23 protein-coding genes are annotated in these 21,340 nt (G+C 62.6%); 12 read left to right on the top strand and 11 right to left on the bottom strand.

Translation table 11 applies throughout. The features are described 5' to 3' along the window. Positions 1-19: 19 nt before the first annotated feature. Positions 20-1,183, bottom strand: a complete 1,164-nt coding sequence (locus tag AC3WWH_RS14610) for a M20 aminoacylase family protein (RefSeq protein WP_057254737.1) — start codon at positions 1,181-1,183, stop codon at positions 20-22. A gap of 165 nt (positions 1,184-1,348) precedes the next feature. On the opposite strand from AC3WWH_RS14610, the gene AC3WWH_RS14605 reads away from it, so the two are divergent. Further along, positions 1,349-2,446: a D-alanyl-D-alanine carboxypeptidase family protein gene (locus tag AC3WWH_RS14605; RefSeq protein WP_113399022.1), complete on the top strand. Its 1,098-nt coding sequence runs from the start codon at positions 1,349-1,351 to the stop codon at positions 2,444-2,446. A 12-nt stretch (positions 2,447-2,458) separates the two neighbouring features. Further along, positions 2,459-3,610 carry a CobW family GTP-binding protein gene (locus AC3WWH_RS14600; RefSeq protein ID WP_058321070.1) on the top strand — a complete coding sequence of 384 codons (1,152 nt, stop codon included), beginning with the start codon at positions 2,459-2,461 and terminating at the stop codon, positions 3,608-3,610. 45 nt (positions 3,611-3,655) lie between these two features. Here AC3WWH_RS14600 and AC3WWH_RS14595 read toward each other — a convergent pair whose 3' ends face one another. From AC3WWH_RS14595 to AC3WWH_RS14575, 5 genes are all read right to left on the bottom strand, one after another. Then, positions 3,656-3,892, bottom strand: a complete 237-nt coding sequence (locus AC3WWH_RS14595) for a sulfurtransferase TusA family protein (RefSeq protein WP_057254740.1) — start codon at positions 3,890-3,892, stop codon at positions 3,656-3,658. Continuing rightward, positions 3,892-5,331 (bottom strand): L,D-transpeptidase family protein, encoded by a 1,440-nt coding sequence (locus AC3WWH_RS14590; RefSeq protein WP_058321071.1) that lies wholly within the window; start codon positions 5,329-5,331, stop codon positions 3,892-3,894. The genes AC3WWH_RS14595 and AC3WWH_RS14590 overlap by 1 nt, the downstream gene beginning before the upstream one ends. A gap of 363 nt (positions 5,332-5,694) precedes the next feature. Further along, positions 5,695-6,648: an acetyl-CoA carboxylase carboxyltransferase subunit alpha gene (locus AC3WWH_RS14585; RefSeq protein ID WP_057254742.1), complete on the bottom strand. Its 954-nt coding sequence runs from the start codon at positions 6,646-6,648 to the stop codon at positions 5,695-5,697. Between the two features lie 64 nt (positions 6,649-6,712). Then, a complete protein-coding gene (xerD, locus tag AC3WWH_RS14580) occupies positions 6,713-7,669 on the bottom strand; it encodes a site-specific tyrosine recombinase XerD (RefSeq protein WP_058321072.1) in 957 nt (318 codons plus the stop codon). Next, positions 7,666-7,815: a hypothetical protein gene (locus AC3WWH_RS14575; protein ID WP_113399023.1), complete on the bottom strand. Its 150-nt coding sequence runs from the start codon at positions 7,813-7,815 to the stop codon at positions 7,666-7,668. Before AC3WWH_RS14575 ends, xerD begins: the two co-directional genes overlap by 4 nt. 235 nt (positions 7,816-8,050) lie before the next feature. Here AC3WWH_RS14575 and AC3WWH_RS14570 point away from each other — a divergent pair, with 235 nt between their 5' ends. The 3 genes from AC3WWH_RS14570 to AC3WWH_RS14560 are packed head-to-tail and all read left to right on the top strand — an operon-like array spanning position 8,051 to position 11,074. Continuing rightward, positions 8,051-8,641: a shikimate kinase gene (locus AC3WWH_RS14570; protein WP_057254744.1), complete on the top strand. Its 591-nt coding sequence runs from the start codon at positions 8,051-8,053 to the stop codon at positions 8,639-8,641. After that, a complete protein-coding gene (gene aroB, locus AC3WWH_RS14565) occupies positions 8,634-9,767 on the top strand; it encodes a 3-dehydroquinate synthase (RefSeq protein WP_058321074.1) in 1,134 nt (377 codons plus the stop codon). The genes AC3WWH_RS14570 and aroB overlap by 8 nt, the downstream gene beginning before the upstream one ends. After that, positions 9,764-11,074, top strand: a complete 1,311-nt coding sequence (locus tag AC3WWH_RS14560; protein ID WP_058321075.1) for an HlyC/CorC family transporter — start codon at positions 9,764-9,766, stop codon at positions 11,072-11,074. Before aroB ends, AC3WWH_RS14560 begins: the two co-directional genes overlap by 4 nt. Positions 11,075-11,077: 3 nt before the next feature. On the opposite strand, the gene AC3WWH_RS14555 is transcribed toward AC3WWH_RS14560, so the two are convergent. Beyond that, a complete protein-coding gene (locus AC3WWH_RS14555; RefSeq protein ID WP_057254747.1) occupies positions 11,078-11,359 on the bottom strand; it encodes a BolA family protein in 282 nt (93 codons plus the stop codon). Between the two features lie 148 nt (positions 11,360-11,507). Here AC3WWH_RS14555 and AC3WWH_RS14550 point away from each other — a divergent pair, with 148 nt between their 5' ends. The 5 genes from AC3WWH_RS14550 (at position 11,508) to AC3WWH_RS14530 (ending at position 16,750) form a co-directional block, all read left to right on the top strand. Continuing rightward, positions 11,508-12,137 carry a J domain-containing protein gene (locus tag AC3WWH_RS14550; protein ID WP_057254748.1) on the top strand — a complete coding sequence of 210 codons (630 nt, stop codon included), beginning with the start codon at positions 11,508-11,510 and terminating at the stop codon, positions 12,135-12,137. A gap of 74 nt (positions 12,138-12,211) precedes the next feature. Beyond that, positions 12,212-13,207 (top strand): cobaltochelatase subunit CobS, encoded by a 996-nt coding sequence (cobS, locus tag AC3WWH_RS14545; protein WP_058321093.1) that lies wholly within the window; start codon positions 12,212-12,214, stop codon positions 13,205-13,207. Positions 13,208-13,210: 3 nt separating this feature from the next. Next, a complete protein-coding gene (locus AC3WWH_RS14540) occupies positions 13,211-13,651 on the top strand; it encodes a GNAT family N-acetyltransferase (RefSeq protein ID WP_058321076.1) in 441 nt (146 codons plus the stop codon). Continuing rightward, on the top strand, positions 13,648-15,543 hold the full coding sequence (cobT, locus tag AC3WWH_RS14535; protein WP_058321077.1) for a cobaltochelatase subunit CobT: 1,896 nt from the start codon (positions 13,648-13,650) through the stop codon (positions 15,541-15,543). The genes AC3WWH_RS14540 and cobT overlap by 4 nt, the downstream gene beginning before the upstream one ends. 202 nt (positions 15,544-15,745) lie before the next feature. Continuing rightward, entirely contained in the window at positions 15,746-16,750 is a 1,005-nt protein-coding gene (locus AC3WWH_RS14530; protein WP_058321078.1) for an esterase-like activity of phytase family protein, read from the top strand. Positions 16,751-16,863: 113 nt separating this feature from the next. Here the strand turns inward: AC3WWH_RS14530 and AC3WWH_RS14525 are convergent, their stop codons facing one another. Both AC3WWH_RS14525 and rpmB read right to left on the bottom strand, forming a co-directional pair. Next, positions 16,864-17,508 carry a queuosine precursor transporter gene (locus tag AC3WWH_RS14525; RefSeq protein ID WP_057254752.1) on the bottom strand — a complete coding sequence of 215 codons (645 nt, stop codon included), beginning with the start codon at positions 17,506-17,508 and terminating at the stop codon, positions 16,864-16,866. A gap of 153 nt (positions 17,509-17,661) precedes the next feature. After that, the gene (gene rpmB, locus AC3WWH_RS14520; RefSeq protein ID WP_034806568.1) at positions 17,662-17,952 is read right to left on the bottom strand and encodes a 50S ribosomal protein L28; all 291 of its coding nucleotides are present in this window, start codon (positions 17,950-17,952) and stop codon (positions 17,662-17,664) included. 379 nt (positions 17,953-18,331) lie between these two features. On the opposite strand from rpmB, the gene AC3WWH_RS14515 reads away from it, so the two are divergent. Both AC3WWH_RS14515 and yddG read left to right on the top strand, forming a co-directional pair. Continuing rightward, a complete protein-coding gene (locus tag AC3WWH_RS14515) occupies positions 18,332-19,108 on the top strand; it encodes a DUF3108 domain-containing protein (protein ID WP_058321079.1) in 777 nt (258 codons plus the stop codon). Between the two features lie 96 nt (positions 19,109-19,204). Further along, positions 19,205-20,095, top strand: coding sequence for an aromatic amino acid exporter YddG (gene yddG / locus AC3WWH_RS14510; RefSeq protein ID WP_058321080.1), 891 nt, complete (start codon positions 19,205-19,207; stop codon positions 20,093-20,095). Between the two features lie 9 nt (positions 20,096-20,104). Here yddG and AC3WWH_RS14505 read toward each other — a convergent pair whose 3' ends face one another. Together AC3WWH_RS14505 and gloB are read right to left on the bottom strand one after the other, a co-directional pair. Next, the gene (locus AC3WWH_RS14505; protein ID WP_058321081.1) at positions 20,105-20,542 is read right to left on the bottom strand and encodes a cupin domain-containing protein; all 438 of its coding nucleotides are present in this window, start codon (positions 20,540-20,542) and stop codon (positions 20,105-20,107) included. Then, positions 20,542-21,312, bottom strand: a complete 771-nt coding sequence (gene gloB / locus AC3WWH_RS14500; RefSeq protein ID WP_057254755.1) for a hydroxyacylglutathione hydrolase — start codon at positions 21,310-21,312, stop codon at positions 20,542-20,544. The genes AC3WWH_RS14505 and gloB overlap by 1 nt, the downstream gene beginning before the upstream one ends. Positions 21,313-21,340: the final 28 nt, after the last annotated feature.

Below are 21,340 nucleotides of genomic sequence, written 5' to 3'. Positions count from 1 at the left end.
GGTGCCTCCCGCCGATGCCTCAGGCGGCAAGTCGCGTTTCCGCGAGCTTCACCCAATAGGAGATGCCGTGCGGGATTGCCTCGTCGTTGAAATCGTATGCCGGGTGATGCAGCCCGGCGGTCTCGCCGTTACCCATGAACACGAAGGCGCCGGGACGGGCAATCAGCATGTAGGAGAAATCCTCTCCGCCCATCATCGGGTCGAGCGACGGCTTGACGTTGCTTGTCCCGGCGATCTCGGCCGCGGCCCTCAAAGCGTAGCCGGTCTCTTCCGCATGGTTCACGGTCACCGGATAGTTGCGATTGTAGGCGACGTTGACGGTCGCGCCGTATAGGGCCGCCACTCCTTCGGCGATCGTGCGGATGCGGCCCTCGCCGATATCGCGTACCTCGGGCACGAGAGTGCGCACCGTGCCGCCGAGCACGGCTTCTTCCGGGATGACATTGTGGGCGAAGCCGGCGTTGAACTTTGTGACGGAGACGACGACCGAGGCGAGCGGATCGACCGTGCGCGAGGCGATCGTCTGCAGAGCGGTGACAATCTGGGTGCCGACGATGATCGGGTCGATCGTCTTATGCGGCTGGGCCGCATGGCCGCCGCGGCCCTTGATGGTGATGGTGAACTCGTCGGTCGAAGCCATGATGGGGCCGACACGGCTGCCGAAGTGGCCAATGGGCATGCCCGGCATGTTGTGCATGCCATAGACTTCCTCGATGGCAAAACGCTCCATCATGCCGTCCTTGACCATCTCGTTACCGCCGCCGCCGCCTTCTTCGGCCGGCTGGAAGATGACCGCGACACTGCCGGCGAAGTTGCGGGTCTCGGCGAGATATTTGGCCGCGCCGAGAAGCATCGCCGTGTGGCCGTCGTGACCGCAGGCATGCATCTTGCCAGACGTTTGCGAAGCCCAGGGCTTGCCGCTCGTCTCGGTAATCGGCAGCGCATCCATGTCGGCGCGCAGGCCGATGGTGCGGCCCGAGCCGAGATTGCCGCGGATCAGGCCGACGACGCCGGTGCGGCCGAGCCCCGTCACGACTTCGTCAACGCCGAACTCCTTGAGTTTCTTTTCGACGAAGGATGCCGTATTTTCAACCGCGAACAGGAGTTCCGGGTTCCTGTGCAGATGGCGCCGCCATTCGGCGACTTCGTTCTGGAGCTCGGCGGCACGGTTGAGTATCGGCATCGGTTCGTCCTGTCGGTCTGTTCGATCACTGTGTATCTGCGGTGGATTGGCAGGGGTGCCCGTGAATGGGCTTTGCCATCTCCTCGCCATATAGGCTAAATAGCCGGACGAGACGAGGCAACAGCGGAATTTCGAGGTTCTATTGTGGTGACAGCAGGATTTTTCATGCGTGGCAAGATGAAGGCGCTGGGAGTGACGGTGGCAACCTGCGCGACGCTTCTTGCAGCGCTGCCGGCTGCGGCCAATCCGCGGCTCGTCGTCGACGTCAATTCGCTGAAGGTCTACGAGCACCAGGACATCTTCCAGAAATGGTATCCGGCTTCGCTGACCAAGCTGATGACGGCCTATACGGCCTTCCGCGCCATCAAGTCGGGGCAGCTCACGCTCGAGAGCCCGGTCATCATGACCAAGAATGCGGCCTCCGAGCCGCCGAGCAAGATGTTCTACAAGCCCGGGCAGGCGATGACGCTCGACAGCGCGCTGAAGATGATGCTGGTCAAGTCCGCGAACGACGTCGCAGTCGCGATCGCCGAGACGGTCGGCGGTTCGGAGCCCGCCTTCATCGAGCGGATGAACGCCGAGGCGCGCCGCATCGGCATGACCTCGTCCAACTTCATCAATCCCAACGGTCTGCCGGGTCCGGGCCAGTATACGACGGCGCGCGACCTTGCGGTGCTGGCGATTACGCTCAAGCGCGAGTTCCCGCAGTATGCCTCCTATTTCTCGCTGGAAGGCTTCACCACCGGCAAGAAGAACTATCCGAACTACAACATGCTGATCGGACGCTTCGAAGGCGCCGATGGCATGAAGACCGGCTTCATCTGCGCCTCCGGTTTCAACCAGGTTTCGTCTGCCACCCGTGACGGGCGTAGCGTCGTCTCTGTCGTACTCGGCGAGGATAGCCTCGGCGCGCGTGCCGACGAATCTGCGCGGCTCATGCAGATGGCGCTGACGACGAGCGGCAATGGCAAACCTTCCCTCGTGCAGATCCCGCCCTATGGCGAGACGCGCGACATGGTGGCCGATGTCAGCAAGCAGATCTGCTCGAAGGCAGCGGCCAAGGTCCGCAGCGAAGGCCGCGACGAGGGCGGCCGCCAGAAGCTGCTCTCGCCCTATATCCACGAAATCAACCGGCCGCTGAATCTCGCCTTCGCCGGTCTTATCGCCGGCAGCGGTGAGAAGGCGCCGAAAGTCGTCGCCGACCAAGCTGGCCAGGGCGACGCCGCCAATGTGCCGATCCCCGTGCCGCGGCCGACCTTCTGATCGGAGTTCATGATGGCTAGTCCCTTGCCGGCGGTGCCGGTCTCCATCCTCACCGGCTTTCTCGGTGCGGGCAAGACAACGTTGCTCAACCGGTTGCTGAAGGATCCCGATCTCTCGGACACGGCCGTCATCATCAACGAATTCGGCGACGTCTCGATCGACCACCTGCTGGTGGAGGCCTCCAGCGACGGGGTTATCGAGCTTTCCGACGGCTGCCTTTGCTGCACGGTGCGTGGCGAACTGGTCGACACGCTCGCCGATCTCATGGACCGGATGCAGACCGGCAAGATCAGGCCGCTGAAGCGCATCGTCATCGAAACGACCGGCCTTGCCGACCCCGCGCCGGTGCTGCAATCGGTGATCGGCAATCCCATCATCGCGCAGAACTTCCGGCTGGACGGCGTCGTCACCGTCGTCGATGCCGTCAACGGCCTGCAGACGATCGCCAACCACGAGGAAGCCCTGAAGCAGATCGCGTTCGCCGACCGCATCGTCGTCAGCAAGACCGGTCTAGCCGATGCTTCCACGCGCGACGCGCTGACGGTTCGTATCCGGGCGCTCAATCCGCGTGCGCCGCTCATCGATGGCGACAGCGACGAGGCGGGACGCTCAGCGCTTTTCGCCTGCGGCCTTTATGATCCATCCTCGAAGATCGCCGATGTCGGCCGCTGGCTGCAGGATGAAGCCCATCACGACCACAACCATCATCACCACGATCATGGTGACCACCATCACGATCATGATCACCACCATGACCACGATCATCATCATGATGTGAACCGGCATGGCGGCGACATCCGCTCGTTCAGCATTGTGCACGACCGGCCGATCGAGCCGATGGCACTCGATATGTTCATCGACCTCCTGCGTTCGGCTCATGGCGAGAAGCTGCTCAGGATGAAGGCAATCGTAGCGGTGGCCGACAGACCGGACCGGCCGCTGGTGTTGCATGGCGTGCAGAATGTCTTCCATACGCCGGAGCGTCTGACGGCATGGCCGGACCCGAACGACCGGCGCACCCGCATGGTGCTGATCACCAAGGGATTGACGGAAGACTTTGTCCGCGACCTGTTCGACGCCTTCACCGGCCAGCCGCGCATCGACCGGCCGGACGCGCAGGCGCTTTCCGACAACCCGCTCTCCGTTCCCGGCATGCGGTTTTAATCATCATTCAGATAGCATTGTGATGCCGCGGCCCGTCGCGGCGTCTCAGGCGCCCTTGCGGATCAGAAACCGGTGGCCGCCGTCGGCAGCAGCGGACTCTTCGAGCGTGTGGCCGTCTTCGTTGCAGAAGTGCGGGATATCGATCACTGCCAGAGGATCGGTCGTCTCGATCTCCAGCAATGCGCCCGGGGCTAGTGAGGACATGCGCTTGCGCGTCTTCAAAACGGGAAGGGGGCATTTAAGCCCCCTGAGGTCGTAGACGATCTTGGTCTCACTCGGCATCAATTGCCCCAGATTTTCCAGAAGGGGCGCTTCTTCGGCGGCTCTTCGGTGAGCACAGGCGTTTCCGTCACCGCCTCGGGGGCAGGTGCCGTTGCAACGGCGGCCGTCTGCTGCTCAGTCGCAGCTGGCGCCGTCGTGCGTGCCTGCTTGGTCGTCTTCGCCGGTTCCTGCGCCTGCGGTGCGACGGCTGCCTGCTGTTCGGGTGTCTGAACGGCCGGAGCGGGTGCTTCTGCCTCCGGCTCGCTCTTCGAGAACAGGCTCCAGAAGGATTTCTTCGCCGGCTGCTCGACGGCTGCCTGCATCACCGGCTGCGGTACGGGGTTGGCGGCTGGAACCGGGACGTGCTTGCCGCCGTCGGTCGCCTTTTCGAGTTCCTTCTTCTGGATCTCGACGGCCTGCTTGGTCTCTTCCGCTTCCTTCTGGTCGGCGAGCTTCTTCTCGAGGTCGCTGGCCTTCATCAGCTTGCCGGCGTCGAAGGAGTTGCCGGTTGGCGCATAGGCGAGTTCGCGGCCGACGCGCTGCTTGGCGACGATCGCCTTGCGCTCGGCTTCGCTCGGCTCGTACCAGACCATGCCGTCATACTTCTTCATGGCCTTGTCGTAGTCGGTCTGGTAGGTCTTCTCGAAGCCTGCCATCGCCACTTGCAGCGCCGGCGGGGTCGACATGGCCGGGCACTGGCCGCTCGGATTGAACGGGCCGGAGGCCTGCTGGTTGAAGACGTACTTCTTCTCGCAGACGTTCACTTCAGGCGGACGCTTGGTGATCTCGAACTGGTCGTAGCCGACCTTCAGCATCTTCCAGAAATCGATGTTCGGGTTGTTGCGATGGCGCGCCATGTTTTCCGCGGTCATGCGGAAGGGGAAGGCCTGGAGCTGAACACTTTCCTGGCCGCCCTTGAAGGAATCCCGGGCGAGGGCGAAGATCTCGATCATCTGCTCGTCGGTCATCGAGTAGCAGCCCGACGACGAGCAGGCGCCGTGGATCATCAGGTGCGTTCCCTGACGGCCGTTCGCCTTGTCGTAGGTGTTGGGATAGCCGGTGTTGATCGCCAGGTAATAATTCGAGTTGGGGTTCATCTGGTGCGGGAAGAGCGGATAGAAGCCCTCCGGCGCCTGACGATCGCCTTCCTTTACCTTCGGGCCCAATTTGCCGGACCAGGCGCAGATCTTATAGGTTTTCAGCAGCTGGAAGCGATTGGCCGTATTGGCCTTCCAGACCTCGAGCGTGCCTTCTTCCTTGAAGATGCGCAGCGAGATCGGGGCCTGCTTCTGCATCCCGAGTTCGCTCATCTTTCTGACCATGGGTGCTGAGACCTGGTACTCGGTCTTGTTCTTGACGGACTTGAGGTCGACCGACGTCGTCGTGTCCAGCGCTTCATTGGTGCAGCCGGCTAGCGCGGCGACAATGGCGGCGGAAGCTACAAGGTTTCTGAAACGCATCAGCAGAGGCCCGTTCAAACCCAACTCGACTACAGCGCCGCGCGTCTTTGACGCGCCAAGGACGCTGTGACTCTTTAGATAGCTGCATAATTTTGCCCTTAAATCGATGCCGATTTAAGGAATTATGCAGGAAAGCCCAAGTCCGCGAGGGTGGGCTCTTTAGAGAATCACTAAGCGATTATACTTCACGAATTCTTAACCCTGCAGGGTGGCCCTGCCGATGCGCTGTTCATGACCTCATGAATATGGCCAAGATTTGGCCATACTCCGCTTTGCAGTTGCGAAATCCGCTTGCGCAATCGCGAACCACCAGGACCAGATCGGATAGAGGGCGTGGGATTTCCGCCCGCATCCCGGTCCAGCTTAGAGGTTGCGGCCGATATTGAGGTACTTCTGTCGGCGATCCGTGCGCAACTGGTCGCCATTGCGTCCGGACAATTCCTTCAACGCGTCGGCGATCACGGTTCCGGTGCGGCCGATGACCGCGTTCGGGTCGCGGTGTGCGCCGCCGACCGGCTCCTGAATGATGCCGTCGATGACGCCGAGCGCCTTCAGGTCCTCGGAGGTGATCTTCATATTGCTGGCGGCTTCCTTGGCGCGGGTGGAATCGCGCCACAGGATCGAGGCAGCTCCTTCCGGCGAGATGACGCTGTAGATCGCATGCTCCAGCATGTAGACGCGGTTGCCGGTAGCGATCGCGATGGCGCCGCCGGAGCCGCCTTCGCCGATGACGACGGTGACGATCGGCACACGGACATTGAGGCACATCTCAGTGGAGCGGGCGATGGCTTCCGCCTGGCCGCGTTCTTCTGCGCCGACGCCCGGATAGGCACCGGCGGTATCGACCAGCGTGATCAGGGGCAGGCCGAAGCGATCGGCCATTTCCATGACGCGGATCGCCTTGCGGTAGCCTTCAGGACGGGGGCTGCCGAAGTTGTGCTTGATGCGCGACTTCGTGTCGTTGCCCTTCTCCTGGCCGAGAACGGCGACCGGCATGCCGCGGAAACGCGCAAGGCCGGCCTGGATTGCATCGTCGTTGGCATAGTTGCGGTCGCCCGCAAGCGGCGTGAACTCGGTGAAGAGCTCGGCGGCGTAATCCAGGAAGTGCGGGCGCGAGGGGTGACGGGCGACCTGGGTCTTCTGCCAGGGCGTCAGCTTGGAATAGATCTCGATCATCGCGTCGCGGACGCGCGTCTCCAGGCGTTCGATCTCATCCGAAGTGTTCACGCTCTCGTCTTCGCCGGCGAGCTTCTTCAATTCGAGAATCTTGCCTTCGAGGTCGGAGATGGGCTTTTCGAAATCGAGATAGTTGTGCATGAGATGCGTTTCCGATCATTTTGCGACAAGGACCAGCGGGCCGAAACCAGCGTGCCCGGCCGTCCTAATCCTGTTTTTTCGCCTGTTTGGCAAGAGGGTGATGGTTTTGCACGAGGTTGTGCAGCCGTTCTTCCAGCACATGTGTATAGATTTGTGTCGTTGAAATGTCCGAATGGCCGAGCAGTTCCTGCACGGCGCGAAGGTCCGCGCCATTGGCGAGCAGGTGGCTGGCGAAAGCGTGCCGCAGTACGTGCGGCGAGATCGTGGCGACCCTTATGCCGGCGCGTGCGGCGAGCGATTTCAGATCACGCGCAAAAACCTGGCGCGGCAGGAAGCCCTGCTTGCCGGAGGAGGGGAAGAGCCACGGGCTCTCGCGGTTGCCCGCTTCCTCCCTGGCCATTTCCTCGGCGAGCGCCTCGCCATAGGCCCGCATCGCCCGGATTGCCGCTTGCGAGAGCGGCACGAGCCGGTCCTTGTTGCCCTTGCCGCGGATCACGAGGAAGCGGCCGTTCTGCGCCAGCACGCTCGCCGGCAGGGAGACCAGCTCGCTGACGCGCATGCCGGTGGCGTAGAGCAGTTCGATCAGCGCATGCATGCGCAACTTCGCAAGGTGGTCCGGACCTCCTGATGCGGCCTCGCTCTCGGCCTGCCCGATCAGCCGCGAGACGTCCTCGACGCTCAGCGTTTTTGGCAGGCTGCGCCCCTTCTTCGGGGCGTCGAGAATGCCGGTCGGATCGTCGCCGCGCATACCCTCGGCGTAGAGGAATTTGTAGAACTGCCGGAGCGCCGAAAGCCGCCGTGCCTGCGAGGAGGGCTTGAAGCCCTGGCCCGAGAGATGGGCGAGATAGGTGCGAAGGTCGTCCGGGGTTGCCGCCGTCAGCCCGGTTCCGAGCGTGCGCAGGTGCGAGGCGGCATCCTCCAGGTCGCGCTCGTAAGATTGCAGCGTGTTGACCGCAGCGCCGCGTTCGGCGCTCATCATTTCGAGAAAGGCCTCGACATGGGCGGCGGAGAGGTCGCTCATTGGGGCTTGTTCACCCGCTCGGACGGGATTTTCACGGTCACGTCGCGCTCAACCGGTTCGACAAAGGTGACGAGGGAGATCATCGTGCCATAGACTATCCCGGCGACAACCAGACAAAAGAACAGGAACCGGAAGAGGGTCGGCATTTCAATCTCCTCTGCATGAAGCCTTCGGCCGAAGCGGACCAAAGGATATGCATGCAGGCGTTCAAACAGCCAGCGTGATCGCGCGTTCGGATGAACGCGCGGCACAAAGGCGGGTGCCAGACCTATATGAACGCCGCTTCGGCCGAGTTCAAGAACCGTGAGCGGACGCGCGCGACGACTTGACGCTACACCCCGATTTGTCGATACCGAAAGGGAATGGGGAATAAGAAGTCCAATGAACGACGTGATCGAACCGGTTTCCGCAACGCTTGCCGAGCGGGCGAAGCTTGTACTCGGTAAACGCAATCTCGTGTTCATCGGTCTCATGGGCGCCGGCAAGTCGGCAATCGGAAGATTGACCGCCCAGGCGCTCGGAATTCCCTTCGTCGATTCCGACCACGAGATCGAACGCGTCTCGCGCATGACGATCAGCGATCTCTTTGCCCGCTACGGCGAGGAGGAGTTCCGCGCACTGGAAACGCGGGTGCTGAAACGGCTTCTGAGAAGTGGTCCGCGTGTGGTCTCGACCGGCGGCGGCGCCTACATCAACGAGCGCTCGCGCCGCCAGATCAGGAAGGGCGGCCTGACGGTCTGGCTCAATGCCGAGCTCGACGTGCTCTGGGAGCGGGTCAACAAGCGCGATACCCGGCCGCTGCTGAAGACCGAAAATCCCAAGCAGACGCTCGAAAACCTGATGAACGCGCGCTACCCGATCTATTCGGAAGCCGACCTGACGGTGCTGTCGCGCGATGTGAAGAAAGAGACGATGGTGGAGGACGTTCTCACCGCCGTTATCGAATACCAGGACAAGAAGAACCATGAATAGCCATGTTGCGCCCGCTGCCGAACGCAAGGTCCGCGTCGACCTCGGCGATCGTTCCTATGATATCCTGATCGGTCCCGGGCTGATTGCCGCCGCCGGCCAGGAGATCGCCGCCCGCCTCAAGGGGCGCAAGATGGCCGTGATCACTGACGAGAACGTAGCGCCGCGCTACCTCGAGCCCCTGATGGCGAGCCTGAAGGAGCGTGACATCGACGCAGTGTCGCTCGTGCTTCCCGCCGGCGAGAAGACCAAGAGCTTCGAGCAACTGATCCCGGTCTGTGAAACCGTGCTTGGCGCCCGGATCGAGCGCAACGATGCGGTGATCGCGCTTGGCGGGGGCGTCATCGGCGATCTTACCGGCTTTGCCGCTGGCATCGTGCGCCGTGGCTCGCGTTTCATCCAGATCCCGACCTCGCTCTTGGCACAGGTCGATTCCTCCGTCGGCGGCAAGACCGGCATCAATTCCCCGCACGGCAAGAACCTGATCGGCGTCTTCCATCAGCCGGATCTGGTGCTCGCCGATACCGACGTGCTCGACACGCTGAGTCCACGCGAGTTTCGCGCCGGCTATGCCGAGGTCGCGAAGTATGGGCTGATCGACAAGCCGGACTTCTTCACCTGGCTCGAAAAGAACTGGCAGGCGGTCTTTGCCGGCGGCGCGGCTCGCATCGAGGCGATCGCGATCAGCTGCCAGGCCAAGGCCGAGGTCGTGGCAGCGGACGAGCGCGAGAACGGTCTGCGGGCGTTGCTCAATCTCGGCCACACCTTCGGCCATGCGCTGGAGGCTGCGACCGAATACGACAGCGCCCGGCTGGTGCACGGCGAGGGCGTTTCGATCGGCATGGTGCTTGCGCATCAGTTCTCGGCACGCATGAACCTTGCGAGCCCGGACGATGCGTCTCGTGTCGAGGCGCATCTGAAGACTGTGGGCCTGCCGACCCGCATGTCGGAAATTCCGGGCACCTTGCCTCCGGCCGAGAGGCTGATGGACGCGATCGCCCAGGACAAGAAGGTCAAGGGCGGCAAGCTCACCTTCATTCTGACGCACGGCGTCGGACAATCCTTTGTGGCCGATGACGTTCCGGCATCGGAGGTCCTGAGCTTCCTGAGGGAAAAACATCCGCAATGACAGGCGAAGCCTTTATTGCTTTTCTGGCGGAATACTGGCTGTCGATCCTCTCGGTCCTCTGCCTGCTCGTGCTGTCGGCGTTCTTCTCGGGCTCTGAGACGGCGCTGACGGCAGCCTCGCGCTCGCGCATGCACACGCTCGAAAACAACGGCGAGGAGCGTGCCGGCATCGTCAACCGGCTGATCGAACGCCGTGACCGGCTGATCGGTACGCTCTTGATCGGCAACAGTCTGGTCAACATCCTTGCTTCGTCGTTGACGACGAGCCTTTTGATCGGTCTCTTCGGCGATTCCGGCGTCGCCATCGCGACGCTCGCCATGACCGTGCTGCTCGTTATTTTCTCGGAAGTTCTGCCGAAGAGCTGGGCGATTGCTTCGCCCGATCGCTTCGCGCTCGCTGTCGCGCCCTTGGTTCGGCCCTTCGTCGCGATCGTCGGGCCGGTCTCCAGCGTCGTCAACGGGATCGTCCGGCGCCTGCTCAATCTCTTCGGCGTCAATCTTGCCGCCGATATGTCGATGCTTTCGGCGCATGAGGAACTGCGCGGCGCAGTGGACTTCTTGCACCGAGAGGGTTCGGTGATCAAGGCCGACCGCGACCGGCTGGGCGGCGTGCTCGATCTCGGCGAACTCGAAGTCTCCGACATCATGATCCACCGCACCGCCATGCGGGCGATCAATGCCGACGAGCCGCCGGAGACCTGCGTTCGTGATATCCTCGAAAGCCCGTTCACGCGACTGCCGCTCTGGCGCGGTTCGACCGACAACATCATCGGCGTCGTGCACTCCAAGGATCTGTTGCGGGCGTTGGCGGAGCCCAATGTCGAGCCAGAAAACCTCGATATCGTCAAGATCGCGCAGAAGCCCTGGTTCGTGCCGGACACTACCAACCTCAAGGACCAGCTCAACGCTTTCCTGCGCCGCAAGCTGCATCTGGCGATCGTCGTTGACGAATACGGCCAAGTTCAGGGCCTGGTGACGCTGGAAGACATCCTGGAGGAGATTGTCGGCGATATTGCCGACGAGCACGACCTCGATATCCAGGGTGTACGCCAGGAGGCGGATGGTTCGATCGTCGTTGACGGTTCGGTGCCGATCCGCGACCTCAACCGTGCGCTGGACTGGTCGCTGCCGGACGAGGAAGCGACGACGGTCGCCGGTCTGGTGATCCACGAATCCAAGAGCATCCCGGAGGAGCGTCAGGCCTTCACCTTCCACGGCAAGCGCTTCATCGTGATGAAGAGGGTGAAGAACCGGATCACCAAGCTGCGCATCCGCCCGGCGGAAGACGGTGCCGCTCCGACGTCTTGATTGCTACCAGCGGGTCGCTTCGCCGGGAGCCGCGGGCTCGACGGCAAGGGCGTGCAGGCCGGCATCGAGTTCCGGTTTCAGGAGATCATTGATGGCGCGGTGACGGGCGACGCGGCTCATGCCGGTAAAGGCGCTGGAAACGATGCGCACCCGCAGGTGGGTTTCGCCGCCGCCATCGAAACCCGGCTGATGACCGGCATGCATGTGGCTCTCGTTGATGACCGCCAATCTCTCAGGATGGAAGGCCTCGATCAGCTTCTTTTCGATCGTGTCCGTGAGCGACATTCTTCCGTCCCATTTCCTTGGTTGCTTGACGCCCCCTCGCGGATCTGCAGTACCCGGTAATCGCTGGCTTGGCGGCGCAAAATGCCCGCACAAAGCCAGCAACATTCCGTTTTGTCAATTCTTGTTGTGGCCCCAGCCAAGCCCCATAATGAGCACCATGAGACTCGATTCAAAATACTTCGATCGCATTCGCACCCGGCGCAAGGTTGAGCCCCGGGCGGAGCCGGCTGCGCCCGTTTGTCAGTGGGACGGCTGCGATCAGAAGGGCGTGCATAAAGCGCCCGTCGGCCGCAATGCCGAGGGCCAGTACTTCATGTTCTGCTTCGAGCATGTGAAGGAGTACAACAAGGGCTACAACTACTTCTCCGGCCTTTCCGATAGCGAGGTCGCCCGCTACCAGAAGGAAGCGGTGACCGGCCACCGACCGACCTGGACCGTCGGCGTCAACAAGAATGCGAAGAACGGTCCGACGCAGTCGCAGACGCGGTCGGGCTCGGCCGGCGCCCAGGCCCGGATGCGCGACCCCTTCGGCTTCGTCAGCGAAGCGCGCGCCCGTCGCCCGGAGCCGCGCCAGCGCAAGTTGAAGACGCTCGAGGCAAAGGCGTTCGAAACACTCGGCCTCGGGGCCTCGGCCACTGCTGCCGATATCAAGGCTGCCTACAAGGATCTCGTCAAGAAGCATCACCCCGATGCCAATGGCGGAGATAGGGGATCCGAAGAGCGTTTTCGCGCGGTTATTCAAGCCTACCAATTGTTAAAACAGGCTGGTTTCTGCTAACAACGCGGATTATTACAGAAGCACTTTTGCAGGCGAATGCGCGGGTGCCGTCCGGTGGCCGCTCTGGAGACATGATGAGCAAGATTGACCTCGACATTTCCAACCTCCCCGATACGACGATCTCGGTCCGGGAGGTTTTCGGCATTGATACGGATTTGCGCGTTCCTGCCTATTCGAAGGGCGACGCCTATGTGCCGGACCTCGACCCGGATTACCTCTTCGACCGCGAAACCACGCTCGCTATTCTCGCAGGCTTCGCCCACAACCGACGCGTGATGGTCTCGGGCTATCACGGTACCGGTAAGTCCACCCATATCGAGCAGGTCGCTGCCCGCCTCAACTGGCCTTGCGTGCGCGTCAACCTCGATAGCCATGTCAGCCGTATCGATCTCGTCGGCAAGGACGCGATCGTCGTCAAGGACGGCCTGCAGGTCACCGAGTTCAAGGACGGCATCCTGCCCTGGGCCTACCAGCACAATGTCGCACTCGTCTTCGACGAATACGATGCCGGCCGTCCGGACGTCATGTTCGTGATCCAGCGGGTTCTCGAATCCTCCGGCCGCCTGACGCTGCTCGACCAGAGCCGCGTCATCCGTCCGCACCCGGCCTTCCGCCTGTTTGCGACCGCCAACACCATCGGCCTCGGCGACACCACCGGCCTCTACCACGGCACGCAGCAGATCAACCAGGCGCAGATGGACCGTTGGTCGATCGTCACGACGCTGAACTACCTGGCGCATGACAAGGAAGTCGACATCGTCGCCGCCAAGGTGAAGGGCTTCACCGCCGACAAGGGCCGCGAGACCGTCTCCAAGATGGTGCGTGTTGCCGACCTCACGCGCGCCGCCTTCATCAACGGCGATCTTTCGACCGTCATGAGCCCGCGTACGGTCATCACCTGGGCCGAGAACGCCCACATCTTCGGCGATATCGCCTTTGCCTTCCGTGTGACCTTCCTCAACAAGTGCGACGAACTGGAGCGGGCGCTGGTCGCCGAGCACTACCAGCGCGCCTTCGGGATCGAGCTCAAGGAAAGCGCTGCCAACATCGTGTTGGAAGCCACCGCCTGAGCCATGGCGGAGGCGGAGGGCGCACAGGCGCTTCGCTTCGTTGAGGAGAAGAGCGTCACGAAGACCGCCAACGCGGTCTTCAAGGGCCTCAAGGCCTTCAACCTCGAAAAGGCGGGAAGCGCCAAATACAAGCGCTTCGCCATTTCGGTGCGTAACGACGGCGACGAGATCGTAGGCGGCATCGTCGCCTACACGGCGTGGAACTGGTGCTTCATCGAACTGCTCTGGGTAGACGAGGCGCTGAGAGGGTCGGGCAGCGGGCGTGAGCTCGTTGCGCGTGTCGAAGCGGTCGCCGCAAGCCGCGGTGCCCGTTACATCTATGTCGACACATTCAGTTTCCAGGGCGACGGCTTCTATCAGAAGCTGGGTTATGACGTTTATGGCAAACTCGATGATTTCCCGCCGGGATTTCACCGCATCTGGCTGAAGAAGGAACTCTCGTGAGCTCGAACTCGAAGGCAAAGCCAACCACGCGCGAGAATGCTGCCGAACCGTTCAAGCGGGCGCTTTCCGGCTGCATCCGATCGATCGCGGGCGATGCCGAGGTGGAAGTCGCCTTCGCCAACGAGCGGCCGGGCATGACCGGCGAGCGCATTCGTCTGCCGGAGCTTTCCAAGCGCCCGACGCTGCAGGAACTCAGCGTCACCCGCGGGCTGGGTGACAGCATGGCGCTGCGCAAGGCCTGTCACGACGCGCGCATCCACGCGACGATGTCGCCGCAAGGGGCCGACGCCCGCGTGATCTTCGATGCGGTCGAGCAGGCGCGCGTCGAGGCGATCGGCGCGCTCAGCATGGCGGGTGTCGCCAAGAACCTGAACGTCATGCTCGAGGAGAAATACGCCAAGGCGAATTTTGCCACGATCGAGCGGCAGGCCGACGCGCCGCTCGGCGAAGCCGTGGCGCTGCTGGTGCGCGAGAAGTTGACCGGCGAGAAGCCACCGGCCTCCGCCGGCAAGGTGCTCGACCTCTGGCGCGAGTTCATCGAAGGCAAGGCCGCCGGCGATATCCAGAACCTGTCGTCGACGATCAACGACCAGCAGGCCTTTGCCCGGGTCGTGCGCGACATGCTGACCTCGATGGAGGTCGCCGAGAAGTACGGCGACGACGACATCGAGCCGGACGAGCAGGAGAGCGAGACCGACGAGGACCAGCCGCGCAGCCAGGAGCAGGACGAAAACGCCAGCGACGAGGAAGCCGGCGACGACGCCGCCCCCGCCGATGAAAACCAGGCTGCCGAAGAGCAGATGGAAGAAGGCGAGATGGACGGCGCGGAGATCTCCGACGACGATCTCCAGGACGAGGGCGACGAGGACAGCGAGACGCCCGGCGAGGTCAAGCGCCCGAACCAGCCCTTTGCCGACTTCAACGAGAAGGTCGACTACGCGGTCTTCACCCGCGAGTTCGACGAGACGATCGCTTCGGAAGAGCTGTGCGACGAGGCCGAACTCGACCGGTTGCGCGCCTTCCTCGACAAGCAGCTTTCCCATCTCCAGGGTGCTGTGGGTCGCCTTGCCAACCGCCTGCAGCGCCGCCTGATGGCGCAGCAGAACCGCTCCTGGGAGTTCGATCTCGAAGAGGGCTACCTCGACACGGCGCGCCTGCAGCGCATCATCATCGACCCGATGCAGCCGCTTTCCTTCAAGCGCGAGAAGGACACCAACTTCCGCGACACGGTGGTGACGCTGCTGATCGACAATTCCGGCTCGATGCGCGGCCGTCCGATCACCGTTGCTGCGACCTGCGCCGACATTCTGGCGCGCACGCTGGAGCGCTGCGGCGTCAAGGTCGAGATCCTCGGCTTCACCACCAAGGCCTGGAAGGGCGGGCAATCGCGTGAAAAGTGGCTCGCCGGCGGCAAGCCGCAGGCGCCGGGCCGGCTCAACGATCTGCGCCACATCATCTACAAGTCGGCCGATGCACCCTGGCGCCGGGCGCGCCGCAATCTCGGCCTGATGATGCGCGAGGGCCTGCTGAAAGAAAACATCGACGGCGAAGCGCTGATGTGGGCGCATGAGCGACTGATGGCCCGGCGCGAACAGCGCCGCATCCTGATGATGATCTCCGACGGCGCGCCGGTTGACGACTCGACGCTGTCGGTCAATCCCGGAAACTATCTGGAACGGCATCTGCGCGCGGTCATCGAGCAGATCGAAACGCGCTCGCCTGTCGAGCTTCTGGCGATCGGTATCGGTCACGACGTGACGCGCTACTACCGTCGTGCCGTGACCATTGTCGACGCCGACGAGCTTGCCGGTGCGATGACCGAGCAGCTGGCCGCGCTCTTCGAGGATGAAAGCCAGCGCCGCGGTTCCTCGCGTCTTCGTCGCGCCGGATAATTTGTTTCGTTCGGAGGTGGTGTTTGCCGCTTCCGAACGCCAATCGGCGACAGCCCGTTCCGGCCTTGAGCCGAAGTCAATTTACGGACAAAATTTTACAGTCTACCAAGCTGCAGCGATGATCTCAGTGCGCCGTGGCAGGTGTATCTCGTCGTCGTACTCCGTTTCATTCCTGATGCTCTTCCCCTGAAGGTACTTCCCCATGCTCGGTCGCGGACTTCTAGCCCTCCTGCTTTTGGCGTCGACCGGCTCGGCATGGGCCGCCTCGAACGGCGAAACTCTGCCGATCCGCAGTCGTCAGATCAGCAGTTTCGCGGTTGGATCGAGCGCCACCCGGTTCGGCGCGCTGGAGTTCGTTGGCGGACTGGAAATGACCTCTGCGAATTCCCTGTTCGGCGCCGTGTCGGCAATCCGTTTTCGACCGGATGGTGCTTCCTTCATCGCGATCATGGACACCGGACACTGGCTCGAAGGCGCCGTGACCCGTGATGCGGACGGCCGGCTTTCCGGTCTTACGGACCTTACCGCCACGCCGATGGCCGACCGCAACGGCGACGTCGGGCTGGCGAAGTGGAAGGTGGATTCCGAAGGATTGGCGCTGCGGTCGGGGCAGGTGGTCGTAAGCTACGAGCAGGCACACCGCATCGACATCTACCCGGACCCGGGCTTTGCTGCATCTACGCCGATCGGGAGCCTGGCGTTGCCGTTCCCGATCAAGGAATTGCGCAACAATGGCGGCATCGAGACCATCGCAGTGGCGCCAAAGGACGGCCCTCTGGCTGGCGCGACGATCGCCGTTGCGGAGCGCAGCGTCGATAAGGCGGATAATCTGCTGGCGGGCATTCTCGACGGGCCGCAGCGCGGCGCGTTTGCCGTCGTGCGCAAGGATCCCTATGCGGTAACCGACGGCGCGTTCCTGCCGAACGGCGACCTGCTGCTCCTGGAGCGGCGCTTCTCGTTCGGATCGGGTCTCGGCATGCAGATCCGGCGTATTGCCGGCGACACGATCAAGCCCGGCGCCGTGGTCGATGGCGAAGTCATCTTCGAAGCCGACATGCGCCACCAGATCGACAATATGGAAGGGCTCGACGTCGTCATACGGCCGGACGGCGAAGTTCGGGTGATCGTCGTTTCGGATGACAACCACTCCATCCTCGAGCGCAATCTGATGCTCGAGTTCCGCCTCACGACCGCGTTGACGCAGTAGGCAATGCTTGTTTCGCCCAAAGGGCGAGCGATCCAAACTCTCAAACGACAGAGCCGATGATTGCGGTCGTTTTGACCGCAATCATCGGCTCGATCCTTTTCGGTAGACCTTGCTTAGGCGGATGCCTTGGCTTCCGCTGCCGGCATCGGCTTGACGACGCTCATCAGCGCGCCATAGGGCAGCAGCATGACGAGGCCGCAGAGGATCTTGACACTCAAGTCGCCGATCGCCCAGGAGATCCAGCGCGGTGCTTCGGCCGTGAGCACGCCGAGAAGGGGCGCGGTTTCCAGCGCGAAGCTGTCGTTCGGTCCGAAGAACACGAAGAACGGGGCAAAGGCGAACGAGAAGAACATCGCGGTGTCGAGTGCCGAGCCGATCAGCGAACCTGCGAGCGGCGCATGCCACCAGCTCTGACGGCGCAGGCGGTTGAACACGGAGATGTCGAGAAGCTGGCCGAACAGGAAGGCCGAACCTGAGGCGATCGCGATCCGCGGCGTGGCGGCGACGAAGGAGAGCAGGATGGCGACGATGAAGCCTGCGACCACCACGCGGCGCGCGATGCGCGGCCCGAACTGTCGGTTGGTGAGATCCGTCACCAGGAAAGCGAAGGGATAGCTGAAGGCGCCCCAGGTGAGAAGATCGCCAAGCTGCATGCCGGCAATCGAGCCCGGCAGCGGGTACTGTACGAGGATGTTCGAAGCCACGACCACGAGGGTCATGAGCGCGATATAGACGAAGAAAGTGCGGTTGATCAGCATTTTTTTATCCTGGGAGATGCCACCAGCTAGAGGGATGAAAGCCGGATCGAGCATCCGGCCGATGAAGGCAGAAACACGCGCACGAGAAAAAGGCTTGCTGGATGAACCCGCAAGCCTTTTAAACGCGTGTCAAAGACAGGACGCTGGCGCCGATTAGGCGGCTTCAGCAACCTTCTTGACGATCTGGCGGCGCAGCAGGCGAGCGCGCATGCTCAGCTCGTTCTCGTCCGACTTCAGCAGGAAGGCGTCGAGGCCGCCGCGGTGTTCAACCGAGCGGAGAGCTGCAGCGGAAACGCGCAGACGGTAGCGCTGGCCGAGAGCATCGGAAATCAGCGTGACGTTGCACAGGTTCGGCAGGAACCGGCGCTTGGTCTTGTTGTTGGCGTGGCTTACATTGTTGCCCGACTGGACGCCCTTGCCGGTCAATTCGCAACTACGGGACATGGTACACCTATTCTCTTTATCGCCGCCGGACAATGCGGTAGCGGGCCCAGAGCCCAGGCCGCGTTCCTAGGCCATTATTGGAAAGTCGCGGTTCTATAGTCAGAGACGGCCCGCCCGTCAAGCCAAACCTCTTGCATTCTCGGAAAACCCGCGGTTTTTCCCGTCCGTTCTTCAGATGTGAGGCGTAGTTCTCGCAAGAATAATGCCTTGCGAGACCCATTCCAAGCGGTTTTGCTATGCGTTATTTCTTGCATGAGGACGGGTGGCGGCCACGGGGCCGGCCCGACGGCCGGCTGCAGCGTACTGGGCGTAGAAAAGCCGCAAAGAGCCTGCATTTCAGGGTATTACGGCGATATTCAAGCGATGGATTTTTCAGGGCATGAAGTTGCGAAATGGCTTTCGCGTGGCGGCGCTGCTGTCCGCGGTCTCGTTTTCCACAGCATCGTCGGCCGCCGATGTCGAACATCTGACGGATTACAGCATCTCGCTCGCCGGTCTGCCGGTTGCGCGCGCCTCCTTCCATACCGAGCTTCAGAAGAATCGCTACACGATATCCGGAACGCTGAAATCCGCCGGGCTGCTCGACATCCTCAGCCACACCTCGGGCCAGACGCAGGTTTCGGGTGTGATCGGCAGGGATTACCTGCGCGCCTCGCACTATTCGATGTCCTATCGCAGTGGATCGAAGAGCAGGGCGATCAACGTCACCTATCGCAACGGCAATGTGGTGCAAGCCAGCATGACGCCCAAGCGCGCGCCGTTGCCGAAGAACTGGGTGCCCGTCACCTCGCGCGACATGCGCAACGTGCTCGACCCGCTCTCGGGCCTCATCATTCCCGCCGAGGCGCGCGTGTGCCCCAACACGCTGCCGATCTTTGACGGCGAGTCGCGGCTCGACATCAAGCTCTCACCGAAGGGGACCAAGCCTTTCAAGACCAAGGGCTTCGAAGGGGAGGTGATCGTCTGCGGTATCCGTTTCGTGCCGAAGGCCGGCTACAAGAAGGGCCGCGAGGATGTCGAGTATCTGCGTCGTCTGCAGACGATGGAAATCTGGTTTGCCAAGGCGCCCAACGTGAACGTCTACGCCCCCGTCTATGTCCGCATCCCCACCAAGCTCGGACCGGTCACGGTCTCGGCGACACGATTTGGTGGTTGACGCGCGGTCGTGTGCAACTAAAAGGTTAAATACCACGAAGCACGAAGATTTTATCGGCGCAGGTTTCCGTGAGAGAAATCGCGCGAGGGGACGACTATGAAATTCAAGGCAACGCTGATCGGTTTTTCCGCCATTCTGATGTGGTCGCTGCTCGCGCTGTTCACTGCAGCATCCGGCAAGATGCCTCCGTTCCAGCTTTCGGCGATCTGCTTCCTGATCGGCAGCCTGCCCGGCCTGGTGGTGCTGGGGATGAGGCCTGAGCGCCTGGCGCTGCTCAAGCAACCCGCCAAGGTCTGGATCACGGGTATCGCCGGTTTGTTCGGCTATCATTTTCTCTATTTCACGGCCCTGCGCAACGCCCCGGCAGTGGAAGCCGGGTTGATCGCCTATCTCTGGCCGCTGCTGATCGTCGTCGGCTCGGCGCTGCTGCCGGGCGAGCGCTTGCGCTGGTATCATCTCGCCGGCGCACTCGCCGGCCTCGTCGGCACGATCCTGATCGTGGCGCGCAATGGCGTTGCCTTCGACGATGCCTATCTGCTTGGCTACGGCGCCGCCTTTCTCTGCGCCTTCACTTGGTCGGGCTATTCGCTCATCACCCGCCGCTTCGAAGCGGTCTCGACGGATGTCGTGACAGGATTTTGTCTTGCGACCTCGATCCTGTCTTTCGTCTGCCATCTGGCGCTCGAAACGACCGTCTGGCCGGCGACGACCTTCGAGTGGCTGGCGGTCGTCGGCCTCGGGCTGCTGCCGGTCGGAGCGGCGTTCTATGCCTGGGACTTTGGGGTGAAGAACGGCAATATCCAGCTTCTCGGCGTCGCGAGTTATGCGGCGCCGGTGCTTTCGACGCTGATCCTGATCCTGTTCGGTTTTGCCGAGCCGTCCTGGCGCATCGCGCTCGCCTGCCTGTTCGTGACCGGCGGCGCAGTGCTTGCTGCAAAGGACATGATCTTCCGCAATCGTGCGACGGTGGCCCAGCCGGCGGAATAACCGGGCTTGTTATCGCTTGGGCGGCTGCCAGTCGGGGGCCGCCATTTCGAAGGCGGCGAAATCAAATGCTGGCGCGACGGTGCAGCCGACCAGCGTCCATTCGCCAAGCGAGGCGGCGGACTGCCACCAATCGGCCGGGACCACGCCCTGCGGTCGTTCTCCGCTCAGAATGTCGGACCCGAGCCGCAGCGTCTCGGCGGATTTTCCATCTTCGGCGATGCTGAGTTCGAGCGGCGCACCGGCGTGATAGTGCCAAATCTCGACCGCGTCGCGGACACGGTGCCAGTGCGAGCGCTCGCCGCGCTCCAACAGATAATAGATTGCCGTCGAATGCCCGCGTGGGCCACCAGCCGTATCGCGGAAGGTCTCGAAGTACCAGCCGCCCTCCGGATGGCGCGCCAAACCGAGTGCCTTGATGATCTCCGCCGCCGATTGCGTCTCAGCCACTAGAAATTATCTTTCCGCTTGCGGATTTCGGCAAAGACCGTGGCATCGTCGGCGTTCTGCATTCCAAGATGGGCGCGGATGCCCGGGTCGGTGGCGCGCAGGAACGGGTTCGTGCGCTTCTCCAGGCCGATCGTCGTCGGTGCGGTGAAGCCGCCGTCGCAGCGCGTCTCCTCGATCTCGGCGGCGCGCGCCTTGAGCTCGGCATTCTCGGGGTCGACCGTGACCGCGAAGCGGGCGTTGGACAGCGTGTATTCGTGGCCGAAATAGACCGTCGTGTCATCCGGCAACGCCATCAGCCGGCTGAGAGACTGCCACATGGTCGCTGCCGTCCCCTCGAACAGACGACCGCAGCCCAGCGCAAACAGGGTGTCGGCGGCAAACAGCAGCCTGTCCTGCGGGAAGTGGAAGCAGATGTGACCGGCCGTGTGGCCCGGGGTCTCGATCACCTCGACGGAACGACCAGCAAAATCGAAGCGCTCACCATGGCGCACGGCCTTGTCGAGCCCCGGAATTTTCGAGGCTTCCCCGAAAGGCCCGATGATCGTGACGCCGAAGCGTTCCTTCAGGGCGTCATTTGCCGCCACGTGATCGCCGTGATGATGGGTCGTCAGGATGTGGGTAAGCCTCCAGCCGCGCCGCTCCAGCGCTTCCAGGATGGGCGCCTCTTCCGGCGCGTCGATAGAGGCGGTCAGGCCGCTTTCGGGATCGTGGATCAGCACGCCGAAATTATCGGTGCGGCAGAGGAAGAGGTCGAGTTCGAGCGCGGCCATGGCACGTCCTCCGGTCAGAAGAGAGGGA

Source organism: Ensifer sp. EB106-03-01-XG145, assembly GCF_058792075.1.
Note: the sequence above shows the minus strand (reverse complement) of the source record. Positions and strands in the feature narration are given on the sequence as shown.